24 protein-coding genes are annotated in these 21178 nt (G+C 41.7%); 15 read left to right on the forward strand and 9 right to left on the reverse strand.

Translation table 11 applies throughout. The features are described 5' to 3' along the window. Positions 1 to 18 precede the first annotated feature (18 nt). Positions 19 to 1272: a beta-ketoacyl-ACP synthase II gene (gene fabF, locus PQO05_RS01970; protein WP_273630959.1), complete on the forward strand. Its 1254-nt coding sequence runs from the start codon at positions 19 to 21 to the stop codon at positions 1270 to 1272. Positions 1273 to 1283: 11 nt separating this feature from the next. After that, positions 1284 to 2009 carry a ribonuclease III gene (rnc, locus tag PQO05_RS01975; protein WP_273630960.1) on the forward strand — a complete coding sequence of 242 codons (726 nt, stop codon included), beginning with the start codon at positions 1284 to 1286 and terminating at the stop codon, positions 2007 to 2009. Here rnc and PQO05_RS01980 read toward each other — a convergent pair. After that, complete coding sequence (locus PQO05_RS01980; protein WP_273630961.1) at positions 2006 to 2695, reverse strand: hypothetical protein; 690 nt, start codon at positions 2693 to 2695, stop codon at positions 2006 to 2008. The genes rnc and PQO05_RS01980 overlap by 4 nt on opposite strands. Before the next feature lie 270 nt (positions 2696 to 2965). On the opposite strand from PQO05_RS01980, the gene PQO05_RS01985 reads away from it, so the two are divergent. The 5 genes from PQO05_RS01985 to PQO05_RS02005 all read left to right on the forward strand — a co-directional run bounded on the left by PQO05_RS01985 (position 2966) and on the right by PQO05_RS02005 (position 6202). Then, positions 2966 to 3841 (forward strand): YicC/YloC family endoribonuclease, encoded by an 876-nt coding sequence (locus tag PQO05_RS01985; RefSeq protein WP_273630962.1) that lies wholly within the window; start codon positions 2966 to 2968, stop codon positions 3839 to 3841. A gap of 99 nt (positions 3842 to 3940) precedes the next feature. Then, entirely contained in the window at positions 3941 to 4510 is a 570-nt protein-coding gene (gene gmk / locus PQO05_RS01990; RefSeq protein ID WP_273630963.1) for a guanylate kinase, read from the forward strand. 93 nt (positions 4511 to 4603) lie between these two features. Further along, the gene (gene nadD, locus PQO05_RS01995) at positions 4604 to 5176 is read left to right on the forward strand and encodes a nicotinate (nicotinamide) nucleotide adenylyltransferase (protein ID WP_273630964.1); all 573 of its coding nucleotides are present in this window, start codon (positions 4604 to 4606) and stop codon (positions 5174 to 5176) included. A gap of 143 nt (positions 5177 to 5319) precedes the next feature. After that, entirely contained in the window at positions 5320 to 5499 is a 180-nt protein-coding gene (locus tag PQO05_RS02000; RefSeq protein ID WP_273630965.1) for a hypothetical protein, read from the forward strand. A gap of 103 nt (positions 5500 to 5602) precedes the next feature. Continuing rightward, a complete protein-coding gene (locus PQO05_RS02005) occupies positions 5603 to 6202 on the forward strand; it encodes a MiaE family protein (RefSeq protein ID WP_273630966.1) in 600 nt (199 codons plus the stop codon). Positions 6203 to 6204: 2 nt separating this feature from the next. On the opposite strand, the gene PQO05_RS02010 is transcribed toward PQO05_RS02005, so the two are convergent. From PQO05_RS02010 to PQO05_RS02020, 3 genes are all read right to left on the reverse strand, one after another. Then, positions 6205 to 6570: a response regulator gene (locus PQO05_RS02010; RefSeq protein WP_273630967.1), complete on the reverse strand. Its 366-nt coding sequence runs from the start codon at positions 6568 to 6570 to the stop codon at positions 6205 to 6207. A 67-nt stretch (positions 6571 to 6637) separates the two neighbouring features. Beyond that, positions 6638 to 8242, reverse strand: coding sequence for an FAD-dependent monooxygenase (locus PQO05_RS02015; protein WP_273630968.1), 1605 nt, complete (start codon positions 8240 to 8242; stop codon positions 6638 to 6640). Further along, entirely contained in the window at positions 8242 to 8952 is a 711-nt protein-coding gene (locus tag PQO05_RS02020) for an SAM-dependent methyltransferase (protein WP_273630969.1), read from the reverse strand. Before PQO05_RS02020 ends, PQO05_RS02015 begins: the two co-directional genes overlap by 1 nt. A gap of 59 nt (positions 8953 to 9011) precedes the next feature. Between PQO05_RS02020 and PQO05_RS02025 the strand changes: the two genes are divergently transcribed. Then, positions 9012 to 9725, forward strand: coding sequence for a hypothetical protein (locus tag PQO05_RS02025; RefSeq protein ID WP_273630970.1), 714 nt, complete (start codon positions 9012 to 9014; stop codon positions 9723 to 9725). 56 nt (positions 9726 to 9781) lie between these two features. Here PQO05_RS02025 and PQO05_RS02030 read toward each other — a convergent pair whose 3' ends face one another. The 4 genes from PQO05_RS02030 to PQO05_RS02045 all read right to left on the reverse strand — a co-directional run bounded on the left by PQO05_RS02030 (position 9782) and on the right by PQO05_RS02045 (position 13852). Then, positions 9782 to 10873, reverse strand: coding sequence for an AI-2E family transporter (locus PQO05_RS02030; protein WP_273630971.1), 1092 nt, complete (start codon positions 10871 to 10873; stop codon positions 9782 to 9784). A gap of 207 nt (positions 10874 to 11080) precedes the next feature. Then, positions 11081 to 12334, reverse strand: a complete 1254-nt coding sequence (locus PQO05_RS02035; protein WP_273630972.1) for a pyridoxal phosphate-dependent aminotransferase — start codon at positions 12332 to 12334, stop codon at positions 11081 to 11083. A gap of 61 nt (positions 12335 to 12395) precedes the next feature. After that, positions 12396 to 13127 (reverse strand): acyl-CoA desaturase, encoded by a 732-nt coding sequence (locus PQO05_RS02040; protein ID WP_273630973.1) that lies wholly within the window; start codon positions 13125 to 13127, stop codon positions 12396 to 12398. Positions 13128 to 13396: 269 nt separating this feature from the next. Further along, a complete protein-coding gene (locus tag PQO05_RS02045) occupies positions 13397 to 13852 on the reverse strand; it encodes a ferritin-like domain-containing protein (RefSeq protein WP_273630974.1) in 456 nt (151 codons plus the stop codon). 387 nt (positions 13853 to 14239) lie between these two features. Between PQO05_RS02045 and PQO05_RS02050 the strand changes: the two genes are divergently transcribed. Together PQO05_RS02050 and PQO05_RS02055 are read left to right on the forward strand one after the other, a co-directional pair. Further along, complete coding sequence (locus PQO05_RS02050) at positions 14240 to 15409, forward strand: sensor histidine kinase (protein WP_273630975.1); 1170 nt, start codon at positions 14240 to 14242, stop codon at positions 15407 to 15409. A gap of 22 nt (positions 15410 to 15431) precedes the next feature. Then, positions 15432 to 15866 carry a response regulator gene (locus PQO05_RS02055; RefSeq protein WP_273630976.1) on the forward strand — a complete coding sequence of 145 codons (435 nt, stop codon included), beginning with the start codon at positions 15432 to 15434 and terminating at the stop codon, positions 15864 to 15866. A gap of 168 nt (positions 15867 to 16034) precedes the next feature. Here PQO05_RS02055 and PQO05_RS02060 read toward each other — a convergent pair whose 3' ends face one another. Next, a complete protein-coding gene (locus PQO05_RS02060; RefSeq protein WP_273630977.1) occupies positions 16035 to 16706 on the reverse strand; it encodes a hypothetical protein in 672 nt (223 codons plus the stop codon). A 458-nt stretch (positions 16707 to 17164) separates the two neighbouring features. On the opposite strand from PQO05_RS02060, the gene rplM reads away from it, so the two are divergent. The 5 genes from rplM to nagA all read left to right on the forward strand — a co-directional run bounded on the left by rplM (position 17165) and on the right by nagA (position 21164). Further along, positions 17165 to 17602, forward strand: coding sequence for a 50S ribosomal protein L13 (gene rplM / locus PQO05_RS02065; RefSeq protein ID WP_273630978.1), 438 nt, complete (start codon positions 17165 to 17167; stop codon positions 17600 to 17602). A gap of 26 nt (positions 17603 to 17628) precedes the next feature. After that, the gene (rpsI, locus tag PQO05_RS02070; protein ID WP_273630979.1) at positions 17629 to 18015 is read left to right on the forward strand and encodes a 30S ribosomal protein S9; all 387 of its coding nucleotides are present in this window, start codon (positions 17629 to 17631) and stop codon (positions 18013 to 18015) included. An 18-nt stretch (positions 18016 to 18033) separates the two neighbouring features. Then, complete coding sequence (gene rpsB, locus PQO05_RS02075) at positions 18034 to 18855, forward strand: 30S ribosomal protein S2 (protein WP_273630980.1); 822 nt, start codon at positions 18034 to 18036, stop codon at positions 18853 to 18855. Between the two features lie 149 nt (positions 18856 to 19004). After that, a complete protein-coding gene (tsf, locus tag PQO05_RS02080; protein ID WP_273630981.1) occupies positions 19005 to 19856 on the forward strand; it encodes a translation elongation factor Ts in 852 nt (283 codons plus the stop codon). Positions 19857 to 20048: 192 nt separating this feature from the next. Then, a complete protein-coding gene (gene nagA / locus PQO05_RS02085; RefSeq protein ID WP_273630982.1) occupies positions 20049 to 21164 on the forward strand; it encodes an N-acetylglucosamine-6-phosphate deacetylase in 1116 nt (371 codons plus the stop codon). Positions 21165 to 21178 lie beyond the last annotated feature (14 nt).

A 21178-nucleotide genomic window follows, 5' to 3' on the forward strand; every position in this document is an offset into this window, starting at 1 on the left:
TCCTCTTACTACGTTTAAATGGAGTTTAAAAGAGTTGTAGTAACCGGGCTTGGCGCACTTACTCCAATTGGCAATAGCGTTCCAGAATACTGGGACGGTTTGATCAATGGAGTGAGTGGGGCTGCCTTTATTAAAAGTTTTGACGTAACCAACTTCAAAACTAAGTTTGCCTGCGAGGTAAAAAACTTTGATGCCGATGCTTTTTTGGGCCGCAAAGATGCCCGCAAGTTAGATCCTTTTGTGCAATACGCACTATATTCAACCGAAGAAGCGGTTAAAGATGCTGGCCTTGACTTTGATAAACTGGATACCAACCGTATAGGTGTTATCTGGGGATCAGGTATTGGCGGTCTTAAAACGTTTCTGGATGAGGTAGTTGCTTTTGCTAAAGGTGATGGTACACCGCGTTTTAATCCTTTCTTTATCCCTAAAATGATTGCCGATATTGCCCCAGGCCATATCTCTATTAAATACGGGTTACGCGGACCGAACTTTACCACAGTTTCGGCATGTGCCTCTTCAAATAATTCGCTTATCGATGCCTTTAACTATATCCGTTTAGGCAAAGCAAATATGTTTATCAGCGGTGGTTCTGAGGCTATTATTAACGAGGCTGGTATTGGTGGCTTTAACGCCATGCATGCATTATCAACCCGTAATGATGACCCGGCAACGGCTTCACGCCCGTTTGATCTTGACCGCGACGGCTTTGTAGCCGGCGAAGGTGCAGGTACCATTATACTGGAAGAACTGGAACACGCTAAAGCGCGTGGTGCTAAAATTTATGCAGAAATGATGGGCGGCGGCATGAGTGCCGATGCTTACCACATGACTGCACCGCACCCCGAAGGTTTAGGCGCCGCTTTAGTAATGAAAGCCGCTTTAGAAGATGCTAACATGACCCCTGCAGATATCGACTATGTGAATGTACACGGTACATCTACACCAATAGGCGATCCGCAAGAGGTTAAGGCCATTACAGAGGCTTACGGTGAGCATATTCATCGTATTAACATTAGCTCTACCAAATCAATGACAGGTCACCTTTTAGGTGCTGCCGGTGCGGTTGAAGCTATTGCTGCTATTCTGGCTGTTAAAAATGACATTATTCCGCCTACCATCAACCATTTTACTGATGATCCGGCGTTCGACCCTAAGATCAACTTTACCTTTAATAAAGCTCAGAAACGTGTAGTGCGTGCTGCGCAAAGTAATGGTTTTGGTTTTGGCGGCCATAATGCTTCTGTGATATTTAAAAAGTACGAAGACTAATTAACGGTTTAATGCCAGTAAGACGGTTTTATAAGCTTTATCTATCACCAAGCAGAAAGTACGTAAAAACATTAAAGAATTTGCTCGGCTTTGTGCCGGGCAATTTGTCTTTATACCGGTTGGCATTTCGCCATAAATCGGTTGCACAAAACGTTAAGAAAGGTGTTAAGAACAGCAACGAACGGCTCGAATTTTTGGGCGATGCCGTTTTAGGCAGCGTTGTAGCCGAAGTTTTGTTTAAACTTTACCCCTACAAAGACGAAGGTTTTTTAACCGAACTACGTTCAAAAATTGTTAACCGTGCTAATTTAAACCAGCTGGCCCGCAAACTGGGTTTTGATAAACTGGTTGAGTATGATAACCGCATGATCAGCGCCACCCGGCAGGGATCATTATTAGGAGATGCTTTTGAAGCATTGGTTGGTGCTGTTTACCTGGATAAGGGTTACGATTTCACCAAGAACTTCCTGATCAATCACATTATCAAGTCGCACATCGACATCCATACGCTGGAGCAGACCGAAACTAACTTTAAAAGTAAGCTGATTGAGTGGTGCCAGCGCCACGGCAAAGACATCGTTTTTGAGCAGATTACTAACCAGGAAGGTGAAAGTAACAAACTTTTTACCATCTCGGTAAACATAGATGGCGAGGTGATGGGCAGCGGCAAAGAATTCAGCAAAAAGCTGGCCGAAAAATTGGCTGCCGAAAAGGCCTGCGAAGCGCTTGGGATCTAATTATTGCTCGGTTGTTTAAAGATATTAACCGGTACAATAGCTCCGTTTTTCTTGAAAGAAGCGTACGATTTTTTGATATACAGGATAATCTCATAATCGTCCCATTTGGCAATATCATCGTGTGATGGGCGGTAGCTCAGCATAAATAATCGAACGCTGTCTCCCTGCATACCTGTGGTGCGTGATACTATTTCAGGCGTATATTTTTTATCCACCTCAGTTGCTTCCTGTTCTGTCTTGGCAAAGCGGGCAAAATTTCTGGCCTGGCTCGGTGCTTTACCAAAGGCCTCGTATAACGAAGTGATGGGATTGGTAATATAATTAAGTACCGATGGTTTGCCATCGTAATAAATGCCTTTACTGCGGTAATCGTTCATAAAACCGCTCAATTCCTGCTTTTTGGTTTGTCCTTTTACCTGCACCTCGTTAAGCGCAATAACGGGTAATAAACTAATATAAAGCGTACTGAAATTTCCGATAGCCTGCTTAAAAGGGGTATATCCATCTTTTATAATCAGCAACGTATCGCCCACACTCACCTTGGCATTAAATTCGCCGTATAGGTTGCTTGATGTGGTAACATTAGTTTTTAAGTTGGTAATGTTAGCTCCCGCGATTTTCTCGAGCATACCTTTTTTAAACACAATTCCACGTATTGCCTCTACCTGTTGCCCATAGCTTAGCATAGGTAAAAAGCAGATGTAAAGTATTAAGCTCTTGAAAATTCCCCTCAACATATCGTACAAAGGTAGCCATAACCATGTAATTGAATTGTGAAAAAGTGTTAAAGGTTAGTGAGTGGTTGGAGTGAGTTAAGTAAGTTGATTGTTGATTGAGTTGGATTAAGTTCTGTATTATATAACTTAATCAACTACTTAACATGTCAACCCCAATCAACTAAAGCCCTAACTCAATCAACGTATTCCAACTTAATCAACAAAACTGTATCTTTGCACATGATAAAGTCAATGACAGGGTACGGCATCGCTGTTTCCGACTCTGGCAGCACCAAATACACAGTTGAGATTAAATCGCTCAACAGCAAGTTCCTCGAGTTGTCGCTGCGCATGCCCAAAGCTTTTTCCGAAAAAGAGTTTCAATTACGTACGGACTGTAACAAGCAGATCGAGCGTGGTAAAGTAAACCTCAGCATTAATATTGAGCAAGCTGACAAGCAAGCCAAAGCTGCAGGTATCGATACCGTTTTGTTGAAACACTATTATGATCAGCTTAAATCGGTAAGCGAAAGCCTAAACGAACCTACCAGTAACCTGCTGCAACTGGCATTAGGCTTACCAGAGGTGGTTAAGTTTGATGAAGAAACCCTATCAGACGAGCAATGGAAAGAAGCCGATAAAACCTTTAAGCAGGCTATGGCAGCATTTCAGCAGTTCAGGATTGATGAAGGCGCTGTTTTGGAGAACGAAGTGCGTGGCCGCATTGCTATCATACTGCAAAACCTGGAGCAGGTAGTTTTAGAAGAACCAAAGCGTGTTGCCCAGGTTCGCGAACGTTTGCAAACCTTCCTTTCTGATGCCGTTGGCCGTGAAAACGTTGACCAGAACCGCCTGGAGCAGGAACTGATCTATTACATCGACAAATTTGATGTTACCGAAGAAAAAGTAAGGCTAAAAAGCCATTGCGACTACTTTTTGGAAACCCTGAAAAGTGATGATGCCAATGGTAAAAAACTTGGCTTTATATCGCAGGAAATAGGCCGGGAAATTAATACCCTGGGCTCAAAAGCCAATGACGCTGCCATCCAAAAGCTGGTAGTAGGCATGAAAGAAGAACTTGAAAAAATTAAAGAACAACTATTAAACGTGTTGTAGTGGATAGTTAGTGAGTTAGTGAGTGTTGAGTTGTGAATGTCAAGCTCACCATTCGATATAACTCACTAACTCACTCATTCACTAACTCAAAACTATATTATGACCCAAGGCAAACTGGTTATATTTTCTGCACCGTCGGGAGCCGGTAAAACTACCATAGTACATCACCTGCTATCTAAAATGTCCGAGCTGGAGTTTTCTATCTCGGCAACTACGCGCGAAGCACGAGGCGACGAGCGTAACGGAACCGATTATTATTTTATTAGTGTAGAAGAATTTTTGCACCGTATTGCCAAAAAGCATTTTGTTGAGTTTGAGGAAGTATATAGCGGCACGTTTTACGGTACGCTGCGCGAAGAAATTGAACGTATCTGGAAAACTGGTAAAACCGTGATATTTGATATTGATGTTGAGGGCGGCTTGCACCTTAAGCGCAAGTATGGCAACCAGGCTTTGGCCATATTTGTTCAGCCACCATCACTGGAGGTATTGAAAGAAAGATTAACCGGCCGCGGTACCGATAGCGTTAAAAAGCTGGAAGAGCGATTTGAGAAAGCAGAAAAGGAATTAAACTACGCACCACGCTTTGATGTGATACTAAAAAATCACGACCTTGAAACTGCCTGTAAAGAAGCAGAGCAGTTGGTAAAAGATTTTATAAAGGAATAAGCTGTTTGGTTTGATATTATTAAACACTTAGTTGTTTTCTTAATGGAATTATAATATATTGCCTATATAATTCAAAATCCGGTATTGTAGAAAATGAAGATAGGCTTGTTGTTCGGCTCTTTTAACCCTATACATATAGGCCATTTAATTATTGCTAATTATATGGCCAACCATACCGAACTTGATAAAGTTTGGCTGGTAGTATCGCCGCAAAACCCCTTCAAGAAGCTGGGCGACCTGATTAATACCTACGACCGCCTTGAGATGGCGCGCCTGGCTACAGATAATTCGGAGAATATTTCGGTTAGCGATATTGAGCTTAAAATGCCGCAACCATCGTACACCATCGATACCCTTACCCTGCTTAAAGAGAAATATCCCGAGCATGAGTTTGCGCTCATTATGGGTTCTGATAACCTGATCTCATTACCCAAGTGGAAAAACTATAAGCTCATACTGCGCGATTACCGCGTTTACGTATACCCACGCCCCGGTTATGAAAATGCCGACCTGGCTAATCACCCATCGGTAACCATCACCATGACACCGCTGATGGAGCTTTCTGCAACGTTTATCCGCAAGTCTATCGCGGCTAAAAAGAATGTGCAATACTTTGTACCCGACCCGGTTTTGAAGTTTATAGAAAATAAAAATCTGTATAGTTAGTTGCTTTCCGGCATAATATTTCTTTAACTTTATTGTAACACAGAATAAAAAGTGGGTGGGTTTCTCAATTGTCATTTTTGTAGAAAAAGTTAACCCATGTTAGTAAATCTGTATCTTTGACACCAGAAATAAACGAGATTAATATGTTAACGAAACACAAAGTTCAAGAACTAATTAATCAACTTCCGGATACATTTTCTGTTGATGATCTGGTAGATGAATTGCTGTTATGGCAGAATATTGAGAAGGCCAGACTACAGGTTAAAAACCGCGAAAACGCAGGTGATAAGCCGGTAGAAAGAACCTTAGCATTTGCAATGTAACAAATCGCTCTAATCGGGTCGTAGCATATTCTCACCACTGTGCTACCCCGCTTTTCTACAATCATTACCCCGGTTCTTAATATCTTACGTTATCTTTGCTTTTGTGAGCGAGAAAACCATTTTAAAATTACAGCTACCTACAGACCCGCTTTGGGTTAAAAATGTGGTGGAAAGCAATATTGAAGAATTATTGACCGACCATGCTTTTTGCGAACAGAAGGCGGCCAGTAATGCCATCACCATTATTGTACAAAACCCCGACTTGCCCGATCTGGTACAGGAAATGGCCGATTTGGTGCGTGAAGAAATGGATCATTTTAAGCGCGTACACGAGTTTATTGTTAAGCGTGGATATACATTAGGCCGCGAACGGAAAGACCACTATGTGAACGAGCTTTTTAAGTTTCTGCACAAAGGCGGTGGCCGCAGTATACAACGGGTAGACAGGTTGCTGTTTTCGGCGATGATAGAGGCTCGCAGCTGCGAACGTTTTAAGGTTTTATCTGAGAATATTGCCGATCAGGAGCTATCCGAATTTTACCACGAACTGATGATCAGCGAAGCCGGGCATTATACCATGTTCCTGAAATTTGCCAAAAAATACAATGATGGGATTGATGTAGATAAGCGCTGGGCCGATTTCCTGGTTTACGAAGCCAACGTAATTAAAAACTACGGCAAAATAGAGAACATACACGGCTAATATCAGGCAGCTAATTGCAGCTCGATGCGGTGGATTAAGTTATCCATATCAAAAGGTTTGGCTACAAAATCATTGGGTGCGCCTTTATCAAACATTACATTATAAGCATTAACATTAGCCGAAAGCAGGATCACCGGTATACGGTTTAATTCGGGGTCGGCCTTCAGGCTTTTGCAAATATTACGGCCATCCATGCCCGAGAGCATTACATCCATTAAAATTAAATCGGGGTGATAATTATTCGCTTCGGCAAAAACCAATTCTCCCTGCGAAATAGCTTTTACATCAAAATCATAAATGTAAAGTATCTCTGTTAGTACTTCTAAAACCCCGGTATCGTCATCGACCACTAAAATGCGCTTTCCCATATTACAATAATTACATATAGTTGGCAAATGCAATCATTGTGCCACTAAATGTTTAACAGTTTGTCAATCAGGATTTTTTTAGGCTGATTAATCCGGTAGTACTCTGCATATAATTATTAATGATGTCTATATCAGTTGTGTCGCTCATAAAGCCAATGTAATTATCGGGCCTTACCACAAGAGTTTTTACATGGTCCTGTCTGATCTCAAAAGCCTCAAAAATATGCTGGTTTCGGTCTGATGGTGGCAGATAAAAAAAGTTAAGCCCCGAACCATAAAAATGAGTGATCCAGCGGGCAAAAGCTAACAGTTCCAACTCGGCCAATCTACCGAAGATAATCATAGTAAAACCGGGTTTGCTGCACCAGGCATGCAGATCTGTCTCTATTTGCTTCTTCTCGTCGTATAGTTTCAGGTAGGGTAGCCTGTCACCTGCCTTGATTTTATGGGCATGGCTTAGGTGTAGGTTAATATGGCTGTGGCGATAGTTTATACCAAGCTGAGATACACGCTGAAAAAAGTTTTGCTTAACACCAGCATTACCCCACATCATAGATAGTATTTTAGGCAGTGCAAATCTTTTAAAAAAACGCGCCCACCAGGCTTGCGACATAATGATATTAAAAGCCTTGTCAGTGGTTTCTAATAATTGTTTGGCAACCGGCATCCGCTCGGCAGCATAGCTGTTCAGTATACCTTCGTGTATCTTATTGTTGATAACACCGGCCAGTTTCCAGGCCAGGTTGTAGGCATCTTGTAAACCGGTGTTCATACCCTGACCGCCAACGGGGGAGTGGATATGTGCGGCATCGCCAATTAAAAAGCAGCGGCCTGACCGGAATTTATCGGCCATACGGTGATGTAATTTATAGGTGGTAAACCAGTTGCATTTGTTGACTACGATAGGGCCTTGTGTTATTTCTTCTGCATACGGTAAAATATCTTCCAGCTTAATATCCTCCTTACCTTCAAACTCAGGGGGCAGACTGCCAATCACCCGGAAGCCGTTTTTATCGGGTGTAGGGAAAAAGCCGGCGAAGCCCTTGTTTGTTAAATGCAGTTTAATGTAATCATCATCGTGGTTCGATATAATATCGGCCAAATAAAACAGATGGGCGTAAGTATCACCACTAAAATGAATGCCTGATTGTTTGCGCACTGTGCTGTGTGCACCATCGGCGCCAATAACCCAGTCGGCAGTAATTGTGGCTTCAATACCATTTGTAGTTACCGTGGCCTCTACAGTTTTGCTTTTCTGAACGAGCTGCGTTAAACTGGTATTCCAGTAAACAGGCGTGGTGTTTTTGGTTAAATCGCCAAGTAGTACACGCTCATTTTTATTTTGCGGGTAGATGAATATATAAGGGTAAGGCGTTTCGCCCTGGCCTGTATCGGATAGTGGAAATTTACCCGTGAGCTTATCGCCATAAAAAAACTGCAACCCGGCGTTGGGTTTACCTTCTTTTAAAACCTGGTCTACCAAACCCATCTGTCGATAGATCTCCATTGACCGGGCCTGCACAGCCAATGCCTGTGAATGATCTGTTGGGCCAAGTTTGCTATCGATAATAACAGGTTCAATACCGTATCGCAACAACTGCGCTGCCATCATTAAACCCGAGGGGCCTGCGCCCACAATTAAAACTTTGGTGTGCTGGTTGCTAATATTCATCAGGCGTGGAATAATAGAAATATGGTTGGTTTTTTATGCAAGTCGGGCGTTGCTTTTTTCCAGGCCACAACGGTTTGTGTTTTCACCAGCTCGTCTTCGGCTGTTAAGTTGCAGGCAATGCAAAGGCGGGTATTGGGCTTGCAGCTTTTCAATATCTCTTCCAACAAAGCATTATTGCGAAAAGGGGTTTCAATAAACAGCTGTGTTTGCTTTAAGCGTTCGGTAAAGCTTTCTAATTCTTTAATACGTCGGCTACGATCGGCTTTATCAATGGGTAGATACCCGTGAAATGTAAAGCTTTGCCCGTTAAAACCTGAAGCCATAATAGCCAGCAGGATAGAACTGGGCCCAACCAATGGCACTACCTTAATACCTCGGCGGTGCGCTTCGGCAACCACATCGGCACCTGGGTCAGCTACACCAGGGCAGCCGGCTTCGCTCATTAAGCCTGCATCCCGGCCGGCTAATAGTCCGGTAAAGAAAGTGCTAATGTCAGCATTGCGGGCATGTTTACTGTAATCGTGGATAATGAGTTGACTTTGCGGTGTTTGCAGTCCGGCTTCTTTCAGAAACTTGCGGGCAGTTTTTTCATTCTCAACAATGTACTCGGTAATGCTATTAATAGTTTGTACCAGGTAGGGCGTAAAAGATTTTGCCGCTGCAGCATCGGCAAGCGGAACTGGTATTAAGTAAAGTGTTCCGGTGGGCATAATTGCAAAAATGCCTTTTTTTATTTAATTTAAGGTTATCAGAAAGGAGTTAATCAAAAATGAAATCGTTGGGTATTAATTGGTTTATTGACGGCTGTATTGACTTTGAACATAAAAAATATATCCTGTTGGATTATATGCAGCAGATTAACCGCCATTTTGATAAAAACAACCTGTACCCTAACCTTACCGACCTGATATTCCATTACAATAACCTGATGGATTTTAAGCACAACAAATCGGTGTTGCAGCAGGCCTTTCCGCAACGTTTAAGTAAAGCAGATATTGAAGCAGTAAAGCTCACGTACAAAAAGATTATACAGGACGATAACTCGATGTATGAGATTGAACGCATTATTACCTACGCCATCAGTAAAATGGATCCGGCTATACAAACAGGTAAAGAGCTATATGATTTTGTGGAACGGCATATCAATATAGACCCGGTAGGTGTGGTGCCGTTGCTGCCTTATCATGGTTACTTTAGCCTGCGTAATGGCAGTGATAAAACCAACTGGATTTACGAATATCACATCACTTTTTTTGAAAATAAGGACGATAAGTATCGCGGCATCAACATTGAGTTTATAGACACTTTTGAGCAAGGAATTGCCAATACGCCCGAATCTGTAAAGCTTGATCTGGTTAAACACCGCAAGCATTTGCCCAACCCGGCAGTATATTATGTACAGAGTGATATTGCTTTCCCCTTGGAACAAACCTTATTGCCTGTAGCTAAACGGAGTTTGGTGAAGTTTATATCGGCAGCGTGATTCTGTTGTCGGTTGCCAGTTATCGGTTGTCGGGGCTACGTATAACGTCCAACTCTTTAATCCGTTAACTCCGGATCAGGTTTGGCTTTTACTGCTTTCACATCTTCGGGGTCATTGATCTTTTTAACGTAGAGCTCATCAACCAAAATAAATACAATTGATAGCAATGGTACGGCCAGGATGATCCCCAATGCACCCGAAAGCGTACCCATTAAAACCTGACTGATAATGGTTAACGCAGGTGGCAGCTTGATCATCTTATTCTGGATAATCGGCGTTACAATATTGCTAACGATGGTTTGCGATACGATATAAATGAGCGATACAATAATCGCTGTATTAAGGCTTACGGTTAAAGCCAATAAAACACCCGGTATCATAGCCGCCAATGAACCGAAGTTGGGGATGATTTTAAGCATACCCGCAAATAAGGCCAGTACCAATGTCGCCGGTATACTCATGATATTTAACCCGATAAGCAGCATAATGGTAATTAATACCATTGATAGTAGCATGCCTTTAAGCCAGCCTTTTAATGAGAAACTGATACGGTCTATAATACATCGGCCCAGTTCTTTACGATCATGAGGGATGAGGATGATGATGCCATCTTTATATACAGAGGGGTTTAGTGTAAAGAAGATGGATAAGAACAGTATGATATAAATATTGCCCAAAACACCGAAGCTGGTACTGAAAAAATGCTGTGCGGTTACAAAAAGTTTCTGCGAGTTATCATCGTCAGATGTATAATCGAGCACCTTTTGGCCGAGTGATGTTTCTGCCAGTTTAGATTTAAAATTGGCTACGGTATGCGGCAGGGTATCGCTTAATTCCTTTACCTGGGTTTGGATATTGGCGCCCATAAACCAAAGCAATGCAGCCACGATGATAAAAGTACCAACTACCGATAAATACATAGCCGGTTTGCGCCCCCATTTAGTTTTACGCTGAATAATATCACCAAGTCCGTGGAAATATGTAGATATTAATGCGCCCGCCAGCACCATCAACAGCACATTAAATGCTACCCGTGCTATTAGTATTACTACTACCAACAGGGCTACAATGGCAACCGTATGCCATACTTTTTGGATATAGGTTAGTTCTTTTTCTACAGTTTCTGCTTTCTCTTTACCTCGGGTCATTGTACGTTATACGTTTTACGTGGGACGTTGTACGTTTTAAGGCAGGTAGCCTATAAAACGTGTGTGTTTAATAATACGTAATACAATTAGGGGCAGATATGTTTTAATTGGTTGTATTATTAAACTAAAAAAGCCTCTGGATGATAAATCCAGAGGCTTTTTAACATTTATTTGCTTCTTAAACGTCTAACGTAAAACGTCCCACGTCTAACTCAACTTTGCCAGCGCATCTTTAATACGCGGTATCATTTGGCGGATATCTTCGTGCGTACAGGTACCAACCGAAGCGCGGAACCAGGTAATGCTATCATCTGTACCGAAAGCAGAGAATGGTACCAGGGCAACCTTAGCTTCTTTAATTAAATAGAAATTAATATCTGCTGATGAATTCAATACCTCGCCGGTTGGGGTAGTTTTGCCGATATAATCAACCTTAACGGTTAAGTAAATGGCACCCATTGGCTGGATGGCATCAACACTAAACCCTTCTGCCTTTAATTGCTGGAAACCATCATAAAGTAACGAAAGGCTGGTTTTTACTTCGCCTTTAAATTTGGTTAAGTAATTGTTTAACGGTTCTTCGCTTTTAATAAACTCGGCAGTAGCAACCTGCTCTGGTTTTGGAGCCCATGCACCCATGTGACCTACTATTGAACGCATTTGACCAATAATTTTCTCCGGACCAAAGCCCCAACCTACTCTTACGCCGGTTGCAGCAAGGCATTTAGAGATACCATCGATGTAGATCACATAATCTTTCAGCTCGGGGCGTAAACTAACAGGATCAACATGCTCTTTGTTGAAGGTTAACATAGAGTAGATCTGATCGTACATCATGTACAATGGTTTCTCGCCCGGTAAGCGTGATGCATTTTCTTCGATAACCAGATCGCAAATTTCTTCAAGATCCTTTTTATCGAACATGGTACCCGTTGGGTTCAATGGCGAACACAGCGCCAGTAATGTAGCGCCTTTTAAGTGCGGGCGGATATCATCTGCCGTTGGCATAAAATCATGCTCTGCACGGGTTACTATCTGTACTTCTTCGGCTGCGGTTAAGTGGCAGTAGTGGTTGTTATTCCATGATGGTACAGGGTAAACCACTTTGTCGCCTTTATCAACCAAAGCCAAAAAGGTAGAATAGATCAACGGGCGAGAGCCACTGCTGATGAGGATCTGATTTGAATTATAATCTAAACCGTAATGTTTTTTCAGAAAATCAGACACTTCCTGGCGCAGGGTAGCTACACCATCAGCCGGTGGGTAGTTGGTCTGGTTATGGTTATAAGCATCAATAATACCCTGCTTCAGTTCATCGGGTATCGGATAAATGTTAGAATCGAAATCGCCGATGGTTAGGTTGGCAATTTGCTGTCCTTGTCTTTTTAACTCGTTAATTTCGGCACCAATCTTAATGATCTCCGATCCCTTAAGGGTTTGTGCAAGCTGTGAAGTGCTCATAGGGTATATTATTGAAAATTGAAAAAGCCCGCTTTTACGGGCTTATAATATTATTGGTTAGTTAATAGGCCTTGCGCAGCCTGATAATGCGTGCCCAGTGCATTAGTTTCATAACCGGGTAAACAGGATCAAACTCGAACCAACGTTTAGCAAAGTTAGCGCTATTAGGGTGCTTATGGTGATTATTCTGAAATAATTCACCCAGCATTAAGAAGTCGAACGGGGTGGTGTTTTTCGATTTATCATTATTGTCGAAATTGGCATAACCATATTTATGGCCGCACCAGTTAACAATAGCACCGTGGATAGGGCCCATCATAAAGTGGATAGGCAATAAAAGGTACATCCACCATTGAGTAGCAAACACTACATAAAAAGCTACATATAGCAAACCGAAAATGATACGCGACACCAAAGTTGAACCATAATAGTCTAATAAGCGCCATTCCGGGTAGTTGCCTTTGAAACGGGCTTCGGGTTCTCTCAGTTGTTTTTCGTGTTCGCGAAAGCTTAATACTGTATGCCACATCATCTGAATTACATCAGTAAAAAAGTGAGGTGAGTGCGGATCTTTCTCGGTATCGCTGTAAGCATGGTGCTCGCGGTGCATAATGGCGTAAGCCCTTGGGTTTAAGAAAGATGAACCCTGGCAAATAAAGGTCATCACATGGAAGGTGCGCTCAAAAAATTTGTTTGTAGTAAACATTTTATGAGAAGCGTATCTGTGCAAAAAGAATGTTTGAAAGAACAAAGACAGAAACCAGTGAGCCAAAAAGAATATAAGAATAACCACTTAACGTATTATATGAAGGTGTTTATAAAATGCTGCAAAAGTACAAAATTTTTATGGACATGCCCCGGTTTTTTCGAAGCTGTTTAAAATTGGCTCTTAAGCAATTAGTATATTGTAAATAACGAAATGCTTATGAATATAGTTTGAGTAGTATATTATTAATGTGTTAATAATTGTTGATAAGTTGAATGATTACAATCGGGTGTATAATAAAGAAGGCCAATCTATTATGGACCGGCCTTCTTTATTAGTAAAACTTACCTATTGATTTATTTTGAACTATCGCGCAAAGCTTTCACTTTGTCGTGCGCTAATTTTTGTTCCTGTGCCTGGCGAGATACCAGTACAGATAATTCGCCCGACAGATCACCGTCTGTTAAGGCCGACTGGTATGCTTTTTTAATGGCATCCTCGCCGCGTTCGCATTCGGCTAAAATACCTGCGCGGTCTTTACCGGTAAATATGGCACGTACATCAATCCAGGCACGGTGGATAGCTCCGCTTACGCTCGAGCCGGTTTGTACGTCATTATCATATCTCGATACGGCTTGCGTTAACTCCTGCGTATTTCTGCGGCTTTGTGTTGCGTAGTCCTGAAATAATGATTTCAGGTCCGAGTCATTGTCAGATAAATCTGCAATCGCTTTCTCAAAACCTTCAACGCGGTCATTGTTAATTTCTATTAAGTCGTTTAATACTTCTACTGATTTTTCGATGGTTTCCATGGTATAGATATTTATTTGTTTCTGTACTGCATCTGCAATACATGGTGAAGTTTACAATTAATATGCCAACAATTAATTAAGGGTTATTTTTATTTATTTATAAGTTAAGTTTGGCCAATGCTGCATATTAGGAATATATCAGATACTGTTTAGTACGCTATAAAGCAGCAAATAAAAAGCACCACTAAAAGAAGTAAGCAAAAGCAATGTGTATAAATGAGTGCAGACTGTATAGCTGCTGTGTGATTTTTAATTAAATGTTTATTCATTAGTTAAGGCATTTGTTGTATTGGGTAAATACTTGCGCTGTGTTATATTTAAAAAACAATGGTAACAGGTTAGTTACTTTGCCGGCTTATATAGTTACAATACCTTACCTATATTTAAATGCTGTATTTAATGTTCTGCGATATTAAATGCGATACTACCCTTAAAAACTATTGTATTACATTGGAACAAAACGAGCGGTCTGACCAGGAGCTTCGGGATTTGCGTTTATTAAAGGTTGTTGAAGAAATTGAGGACTACGCAATTTTAACACTCGATAGTGGCGGTAATATTGAAAACTGGAACAAAGGGGCCGAAAAAATAAAAGGCTACCAGCTAACCGAAGTAATCGGTAAAAATTTCAGCATATTTTATAATGATGAAGATCGCCGCAACGGCCGGCCCGAAACTTTAATAGACCTTGCTAAACGCAATGGTAAGGTTGCAGAGCATGGCTGGCGCATCCGTAAAGACGGTTCGCGTTTTTGGGGAAGCGTGGTTATTACTGCTTTGCATGATGAGCATGGGCAGGTAATAGGCTTTATTAAGATAGTGCACGATCTGACCACTAAAATGCTGGCCGAAAAAGCGATTAAACAACATGTGCATGATCTGGAGGTGAAGAACAAGGAGCTTGATCAGTTTATATACATCGCTTCGCACGATTTGCAGGAGCCCCTGCTAACCGCACAAAATTTTGTTGAACTGATTGAAGAAGAGTACGGCCAGGAGTTTGACAGCAGCCAGGCGATGTATTTTTCATTCATTAAACAATCATCTGCCAGGATGCGTAACATGGTGAAAAGTTTGCTCGACTACTCGCGCATTGGCCGTAAGCGTGTACTTAGTGATGTAGATTGCCAAAAATTATTATCCGACGTTTGCATTGACCTGCATGATGAAATCCTGGTATCGGGCGCACAGGTTGATTATGGGCGGATGCCGGTAATTATGGGGTACGAACCTGAACTAAAGCAGTTGTTTTACAACCTCATAAGCAATGCCATTAAGTTTCGGAAAAAGGATGTGGTACCACTGGTTTCGGTTTCGGCACAATCTTATAGCGATGGCTGGCGTTTTGCTGTTTCTGATAACGGTATTGGTATAGAGCCCGAATACATAGAAAAAGTGTTCCTGATATTTCAACGCCTTAATACCCGCGATGCTTATGATGGCAGCGGCATTGGCCTGGCGCATTGCAAAAAGATAGTAGAACTCCACAACGGCGAAATCTCGGCCGAATCGGTACCCGGCGAAGGCAGTACCTTTTATTTTAACATAGAAATTTAATAAGCACCCCTCCATATAACTAATGAATAGTTTAAACCACCTTAACTGCATTTTATTAATAGACGACGATATCCCAACCAACTTTATCCACCGCAAGGTTATCGAAAAATCGAGCATTCCGGCACATGTACAGGTGGCCACATCAGCTAAAGAAGGGCTCGAATTTTTAACTTATACAGGTAAGTATGCCGATACCAATACCATTCCCCGCCCTGGTATTATATTTTTAGATATTAATATGCCCGGTATGAACGGATGGGACTTTATGGATGTTTACCGCGGATTGGATGAAGGCCAGAAATCGCGCATGGTGGTTATTATGCTCACCACTTCCTTAAACCCCGACGACAGAGAACGCGCCCTTCGTGATGAAGATATTGTAACTTTTATGCACAAACCCCTGCGCCCGGAAACGGTTGTAAAACTGGTGAATACTTATTTTCCGCAGGCGAGTTGAGGTGTTAGTGAGTAGTTGGATTGAGTTGATTGGTGAGTAGTTGTTTCGCGTGATACTTACAATTCCGTTTTTGTCATTCTGAACGATAGTGAAGAATCTTCTTCGCCAGAAATTCCTGAAGTAGAAGATTCTTCGTTAGCACTCAGAACGACAGGAAAAAAGATGAGCCTATTTTATCTGATAACTCTGTAGTTTTAATGTGCTTGTTAACCCAAAGGTGCTCGAATCCATTTCGATAATGCCTATACCTTTGGCAACATAAAATTCATAGGTGGCAAAGGTGGTATAAGTTGATGCGACGTTGTATTGGAGTAGTATGGTAGTATGAATAACATCTGTATATTGTTTGCCCGAAACTGTTTTTGTAATGCCTTTTTCAGTTATTGTGCCAGTCATTTGTGCTGGTATACCATTAAGAGAGCCATTATCGGTAACATTGGCTTTCCATGTGGCATTTACTGCAGCGTTATCATTTAAATAAGTAAAGTCAATTGTGCCCATGCCGTCAATCGGTACCCTGTAATTATAAAGGTGATTGGCGTTGTAAAAATATTGGTTTTGTGAACCAAGTTTTGCGCCTTTGGACTGCACTACTGTATAAGCTTTATTGTTAAAGGTTTGGGTTGAGGCGGTGGCCGTTAGTACAACGTTGTCGGTAGTGGGATAGTCTGTTAAATATGTCCAGGTAGAATTTACTGTGAGGGGTTGATAGGATGTAGAAGTTGTTTTGCTGTCATCAGGATTGGGATCATCTGAAGTTTTTTTTCCGCAGGATGTAAAAAGAACAGAAATAAGGCAAATAGCTGCCAGCGTAGCCCAGGTTTGTTTTAGATGTATCATATATAAAGTCTAAGTTTTCTCTAAAATATAAATAAAGGGGGAGTGCGCAAAGAGAATAGTTTGAAATGAATAGAATGATTTGGGGGTTGCAAAATAGAACCGCGGGCCCCTCAATCTTAAACCTGGTTGCAACGGATACCGGCCAGCGTGGTTAAGGCCTGTGCAGTATAAGCGGAAAGCGGGGCTGCCGGTGCCGAAGAATTGCTGACGATAGTTTGCAAGCACCTTTCACAGCTTCAATATAAACTTCTATACCCCTTTGCAAATCAGTTGTTTAGTACATATTGGGCAAATGGAGCTTATATTTTTACAATACACCAACCATAACCACCTAATTGCCTCAGCACTAAATGCAAATTTCCTGAAAAAGCACTTGTAAATTAAACAAATACACGTATCTTTGCAGTCCCGAAAAATGCGGGTATAATAAAGTATTTAATTAAATTAATTTAAAGCAAGTGAATACGTTAAGTTACAAAACTGTCTCAGCCAACAAAAAGACCGTTAACAAAGAATGGGTTGTTGTTGACGCTAATGGCGAGATTTTGGGGCGCTTGTCTTCTAAGATCGCAGCGATCATCAGAGGAAAACACAAGCCAGGGTTCACCCCGAACGTAGACTGCGGAGATAATGTTATTGTTATCAATGCAGACAAGGTAAAACTGACTGGAGACAAATTTGCCACCAAGCAATATGTTTCTTATACTGGTTATCCAGGTGGTCAGCGTTTCATTTCTCCTAAGGAGTTAATGGCAAAACATCCAGAGCGTGTAGTTGAAAAAGCTGTACGTGGTATGTTACCTAAAAATCGTTTGGGCCGCGCCTTATTTGGCAATCTGCATGTTTACGCAGGTGCCGAGCATCCTCATGCAGCACAAAGCCCAAAAGCCATTTAACTTTTAATTTTTAAAGGAAAAAAGAAATGCCAACAACAAACACTTCAGGCAGAAGAAAAACCGCTGTTGCACGCATCTATCTAAATGATGGTGCTGGTGCACTTACCGTTAACGGTAAAGATTACAAAGAATACTTCCCAACTCTACCTTTACAATACGTTGCTACCCAATCTTTACTGGTTTCTGGTTCAGAGGGTAAATTCGATATTACTGTAAACGTAGCTGGTGGTGGTGTTAAAGGACAGGCAGAAGCCGTTCGTTTAGCTATCGCTAAAGCAATTGTTGAACTTGATGCTGAAAAGAAACCTGCATTACGTGCTAAAGGTTTAATGACTCGTGATGACCGTATGGTTGAGCGTAAAAAACCGGGCCGTAGAAAAGCTCGTAGAAGATTCCAATTCAGTAAACGTTAATATCAGGAGGACACAACAATGGCAAGAACAACATATCAGGATTTACTTGACGCAGGTGTACACTTTGGTCACCTTACCCGCAAATGGGATCCAAAAATGTCTCAGTACATTTTTATGGAGCGTAACGGTATCCACATTATCGATTTAAATAAAACCTTAACTAAGGTTGAAGAAGCTGCTGCAGCTATTAAACAAATTGTAAAATCAGGACGTAAGGTTTTATTCGTAGCTACTAAAAAGCAAGCGAAAGACATCGTTGCTGATTACGCAAAAACAGTAAACATGCCTTTCGTAACCGAGCGTTGGTTAGGTGGTATGTTAACCAACTTTGCTACTGTACGTAAGTCGATCAAAAAGATGTCAAACATCGATAAATTGACTAAAGACGGTACTTACAGCAACCTTTCTAAGAAAGAGCGTTTAATGATTCAACGTGAGCGTATTAAATTAGAATCACTTTTGGGTGGTATCTCTGATTTAAACCGTTTACCGGCAGCATTATTCCTGATCGACGTTAAGAAAGAGCATATCGCAGTTTCTGAAGCATTAAAGTTAAACATCCCAACCTTTGCAATGGTGGATACTAACTCTGATCCTTCAAACATCGATTTCCCTATCCCTGCTAACGATGACGCTACCAAATCAATCTCTTTGATTACCGGTATCATTATCCAGGCTATCCAGGAAGGTTTAGATGAGCGCAAACGCGAAAAAGAAGACGAAGCTGAAAAAGAAGCAGTAGCTGCAAAAACTAAAGCTGACGCTCCTGAAACTGCCGAAGGTGGTAAAAGAGCTCGTAAAGTAGCCGCAGAAGCTGAAACTCCTTCTACAGAAGAGTAATTAGTGGAATTGTGAATGGTGAGTTGTGAGTAGTTTAGATATTCGCAACTCATCATTTTTCATATAAACTTAAAATTAAATCGGGCTAAAGGTTATAATGGTTTGCTAACTCGCACCTTATAACTCACAACTCACAACTATAAAAAATTATGTCTACAGTACAAATTTCTGCAGCTGATGTAAATAAACTGCGCCAACAAACCGGTGCAGGTATGATGGATTGCAAAAAAGCTTTAACCGAAACTAACGGTGATTTTGAAGCGGCAATTGATTACTTAAGAAAAAAAGGTGCTAAAGTAGCAGCAAGCCGTTCGGACCGTGAGTCTAACGAAGGTGTTGTTATCGCTCGTACTTCAGAAGATGGTAAAAACGGTGTGATCATCGTTTTAGCTTGCGAAACTGACTTCGTAGCTAAAAACGCTGAGTTTATCGCTTTCGCTAACGCGGTTGCTAACATTGCAGTACAAAACTTACCGACCACAGTTGAAGAACTTGGCCAATTAGAAATCGATACAGAAACAGGCCGTGTTAAAATTGCTGATGCATTATTAGACATGACTGGTAAAATCGGTGAGCGTATCGTTATCAGCACTTACGAAGTATTGATCGGCGAGAAAGTTGTTCCTTACATCCACGGTAACTTCCGTTTAGGTGTATTGGTTGCTTTAAACGCTAACCCTGCTGGTGTTGACGAAGCTGGTAAAGACGTTGCAATGCAAATTGCTGCCATGAACCCGGTTGCTGTTGATAAAGACGGTGTTGACTCTTCAGTTATTGAGCGTGAGCTTGAAATTGCACGTGAGCAAATCCGTGCTGAAGGTAAACCAGAAGAAATGGTTGAGAAAATCTCTGCTGGTAAACTGAACAAATTCTACAAAGATTCTACTTTGTTAAACCAGGAGTTTGTTAAAGACCCATCTAAAAATATTGCTCAATTCCTTAACGGTGTTGAGAAAGGCTTAACAGTTACCGCATTTAAGCGGGTTGTTTTAGGAGCCTAATTTATTTATCCCCTCGTTTTTTAAACGAGGGGATTTTTTTTGCCCTTTTCTTTCTGTCCTGTTTGTCATCCAGAGCAATAGCGAAGGATCTTCTGCAACAAGCGATTAGCAAACAAGCTTATTCATCTTGCTCAGAATAACAAATAGGTGAAACAAAATTTTACATTTGTCCTTACATCCTTAGACGCATCTATGATAACTGCCTTCTATCATCTGCAACTGATCGACAATGGTACCATTACCAGCGGCAAAGCCGTTTTAGTTGAGGACAAAAAAATTAAAGCCGTAATAGCCGAAAGCGAGATTCCCGCCAGTGCTGACAAAATCGATCTTCATGGTGCTTACCTTGCCCCGGGCATGCTCGATCTGCAAATTTATGGCAGTGGCGGCAAGTTATTTGCCGGTACGCCTGAGGTTGCTGCATTAAAGCAATTAGAGGACGACTTACTCAAACAAGGTACAGTCGGCTTCTTTGCAACCATTGGCACCAATACGGATGAGATTGTTGAACAAGGCATCGAATCTGCCAAATCATACCGCAAGATTTGCAATGGTAACTTTTTAGGTTTGCACCTCGAAGGTCCGTTCCTGAACCCAATCCGCAAAGGAGCCCATCCCGAAGAATATATCCAAAAGGCAACTTTAGAGAAGGTAAAGCGTTGGGTTGAATCTGCCGAAGGCGAAATAAAAATGATGACCATTGCGCCTGAATTGCAGGACCAGGAGGTGATTGATTATCTGCACGCGCAGGGTGTAATTATATCATCGGGCCATAGCAATGCGACGTATGCCGAAGGAAAATCATTTTTAAACAAACCAATCCCGGCAGTTACGCATTTATATAATGCCATGCCATCAATGCACCATCGCGAGCCGGGATATATCCCAGCCATATTTGAGGAAAAGCCATATACCAGTATAGTGGCCGATGGTATCCATGTTGATTTTGCCATGATCCGTCTCGCTAAACGGGAATTGGGCGATAAACTGTACCTGATAACCGATGCTGTAACCGCGGCAACAGAAGGTGCGTACAAGCATCAGATGGTGAACGGTAAATATGTAATGCCCGATGGTACACTTTCTGGCTCAAGCTTAACCATGCTTAAGGCGGTGCAAAACTGTGTAGAGCATGTTGGCATTGATTTAGCCGAGGCTATTAACATGGCAAGCTTATACCCGGCACAACTGGCTGGTTTAAACAAAGGCCGCATCTCCCCTGGATTCCATGCGGATTTAGTAATTTTTAGTGATACTTTTGAAGTAGCGGCAACTTGCATGGCCGGCAAAACGTATCAGTTTTCCTGAGAACCCGAATAAAA

Origin of the sequence: Mucilaginibacter jinjuensis (assembly GCF_028596025.1) — a bacterium.
In the GTDB taxonomy this organism is placed as follows: Bacteria; Bacteroidota; Bacteroidia; order Sphingobacteriales; family Sphingobacteriaceae; genus Mucilaginibacter; species Mucilaginibacter jinjuensis.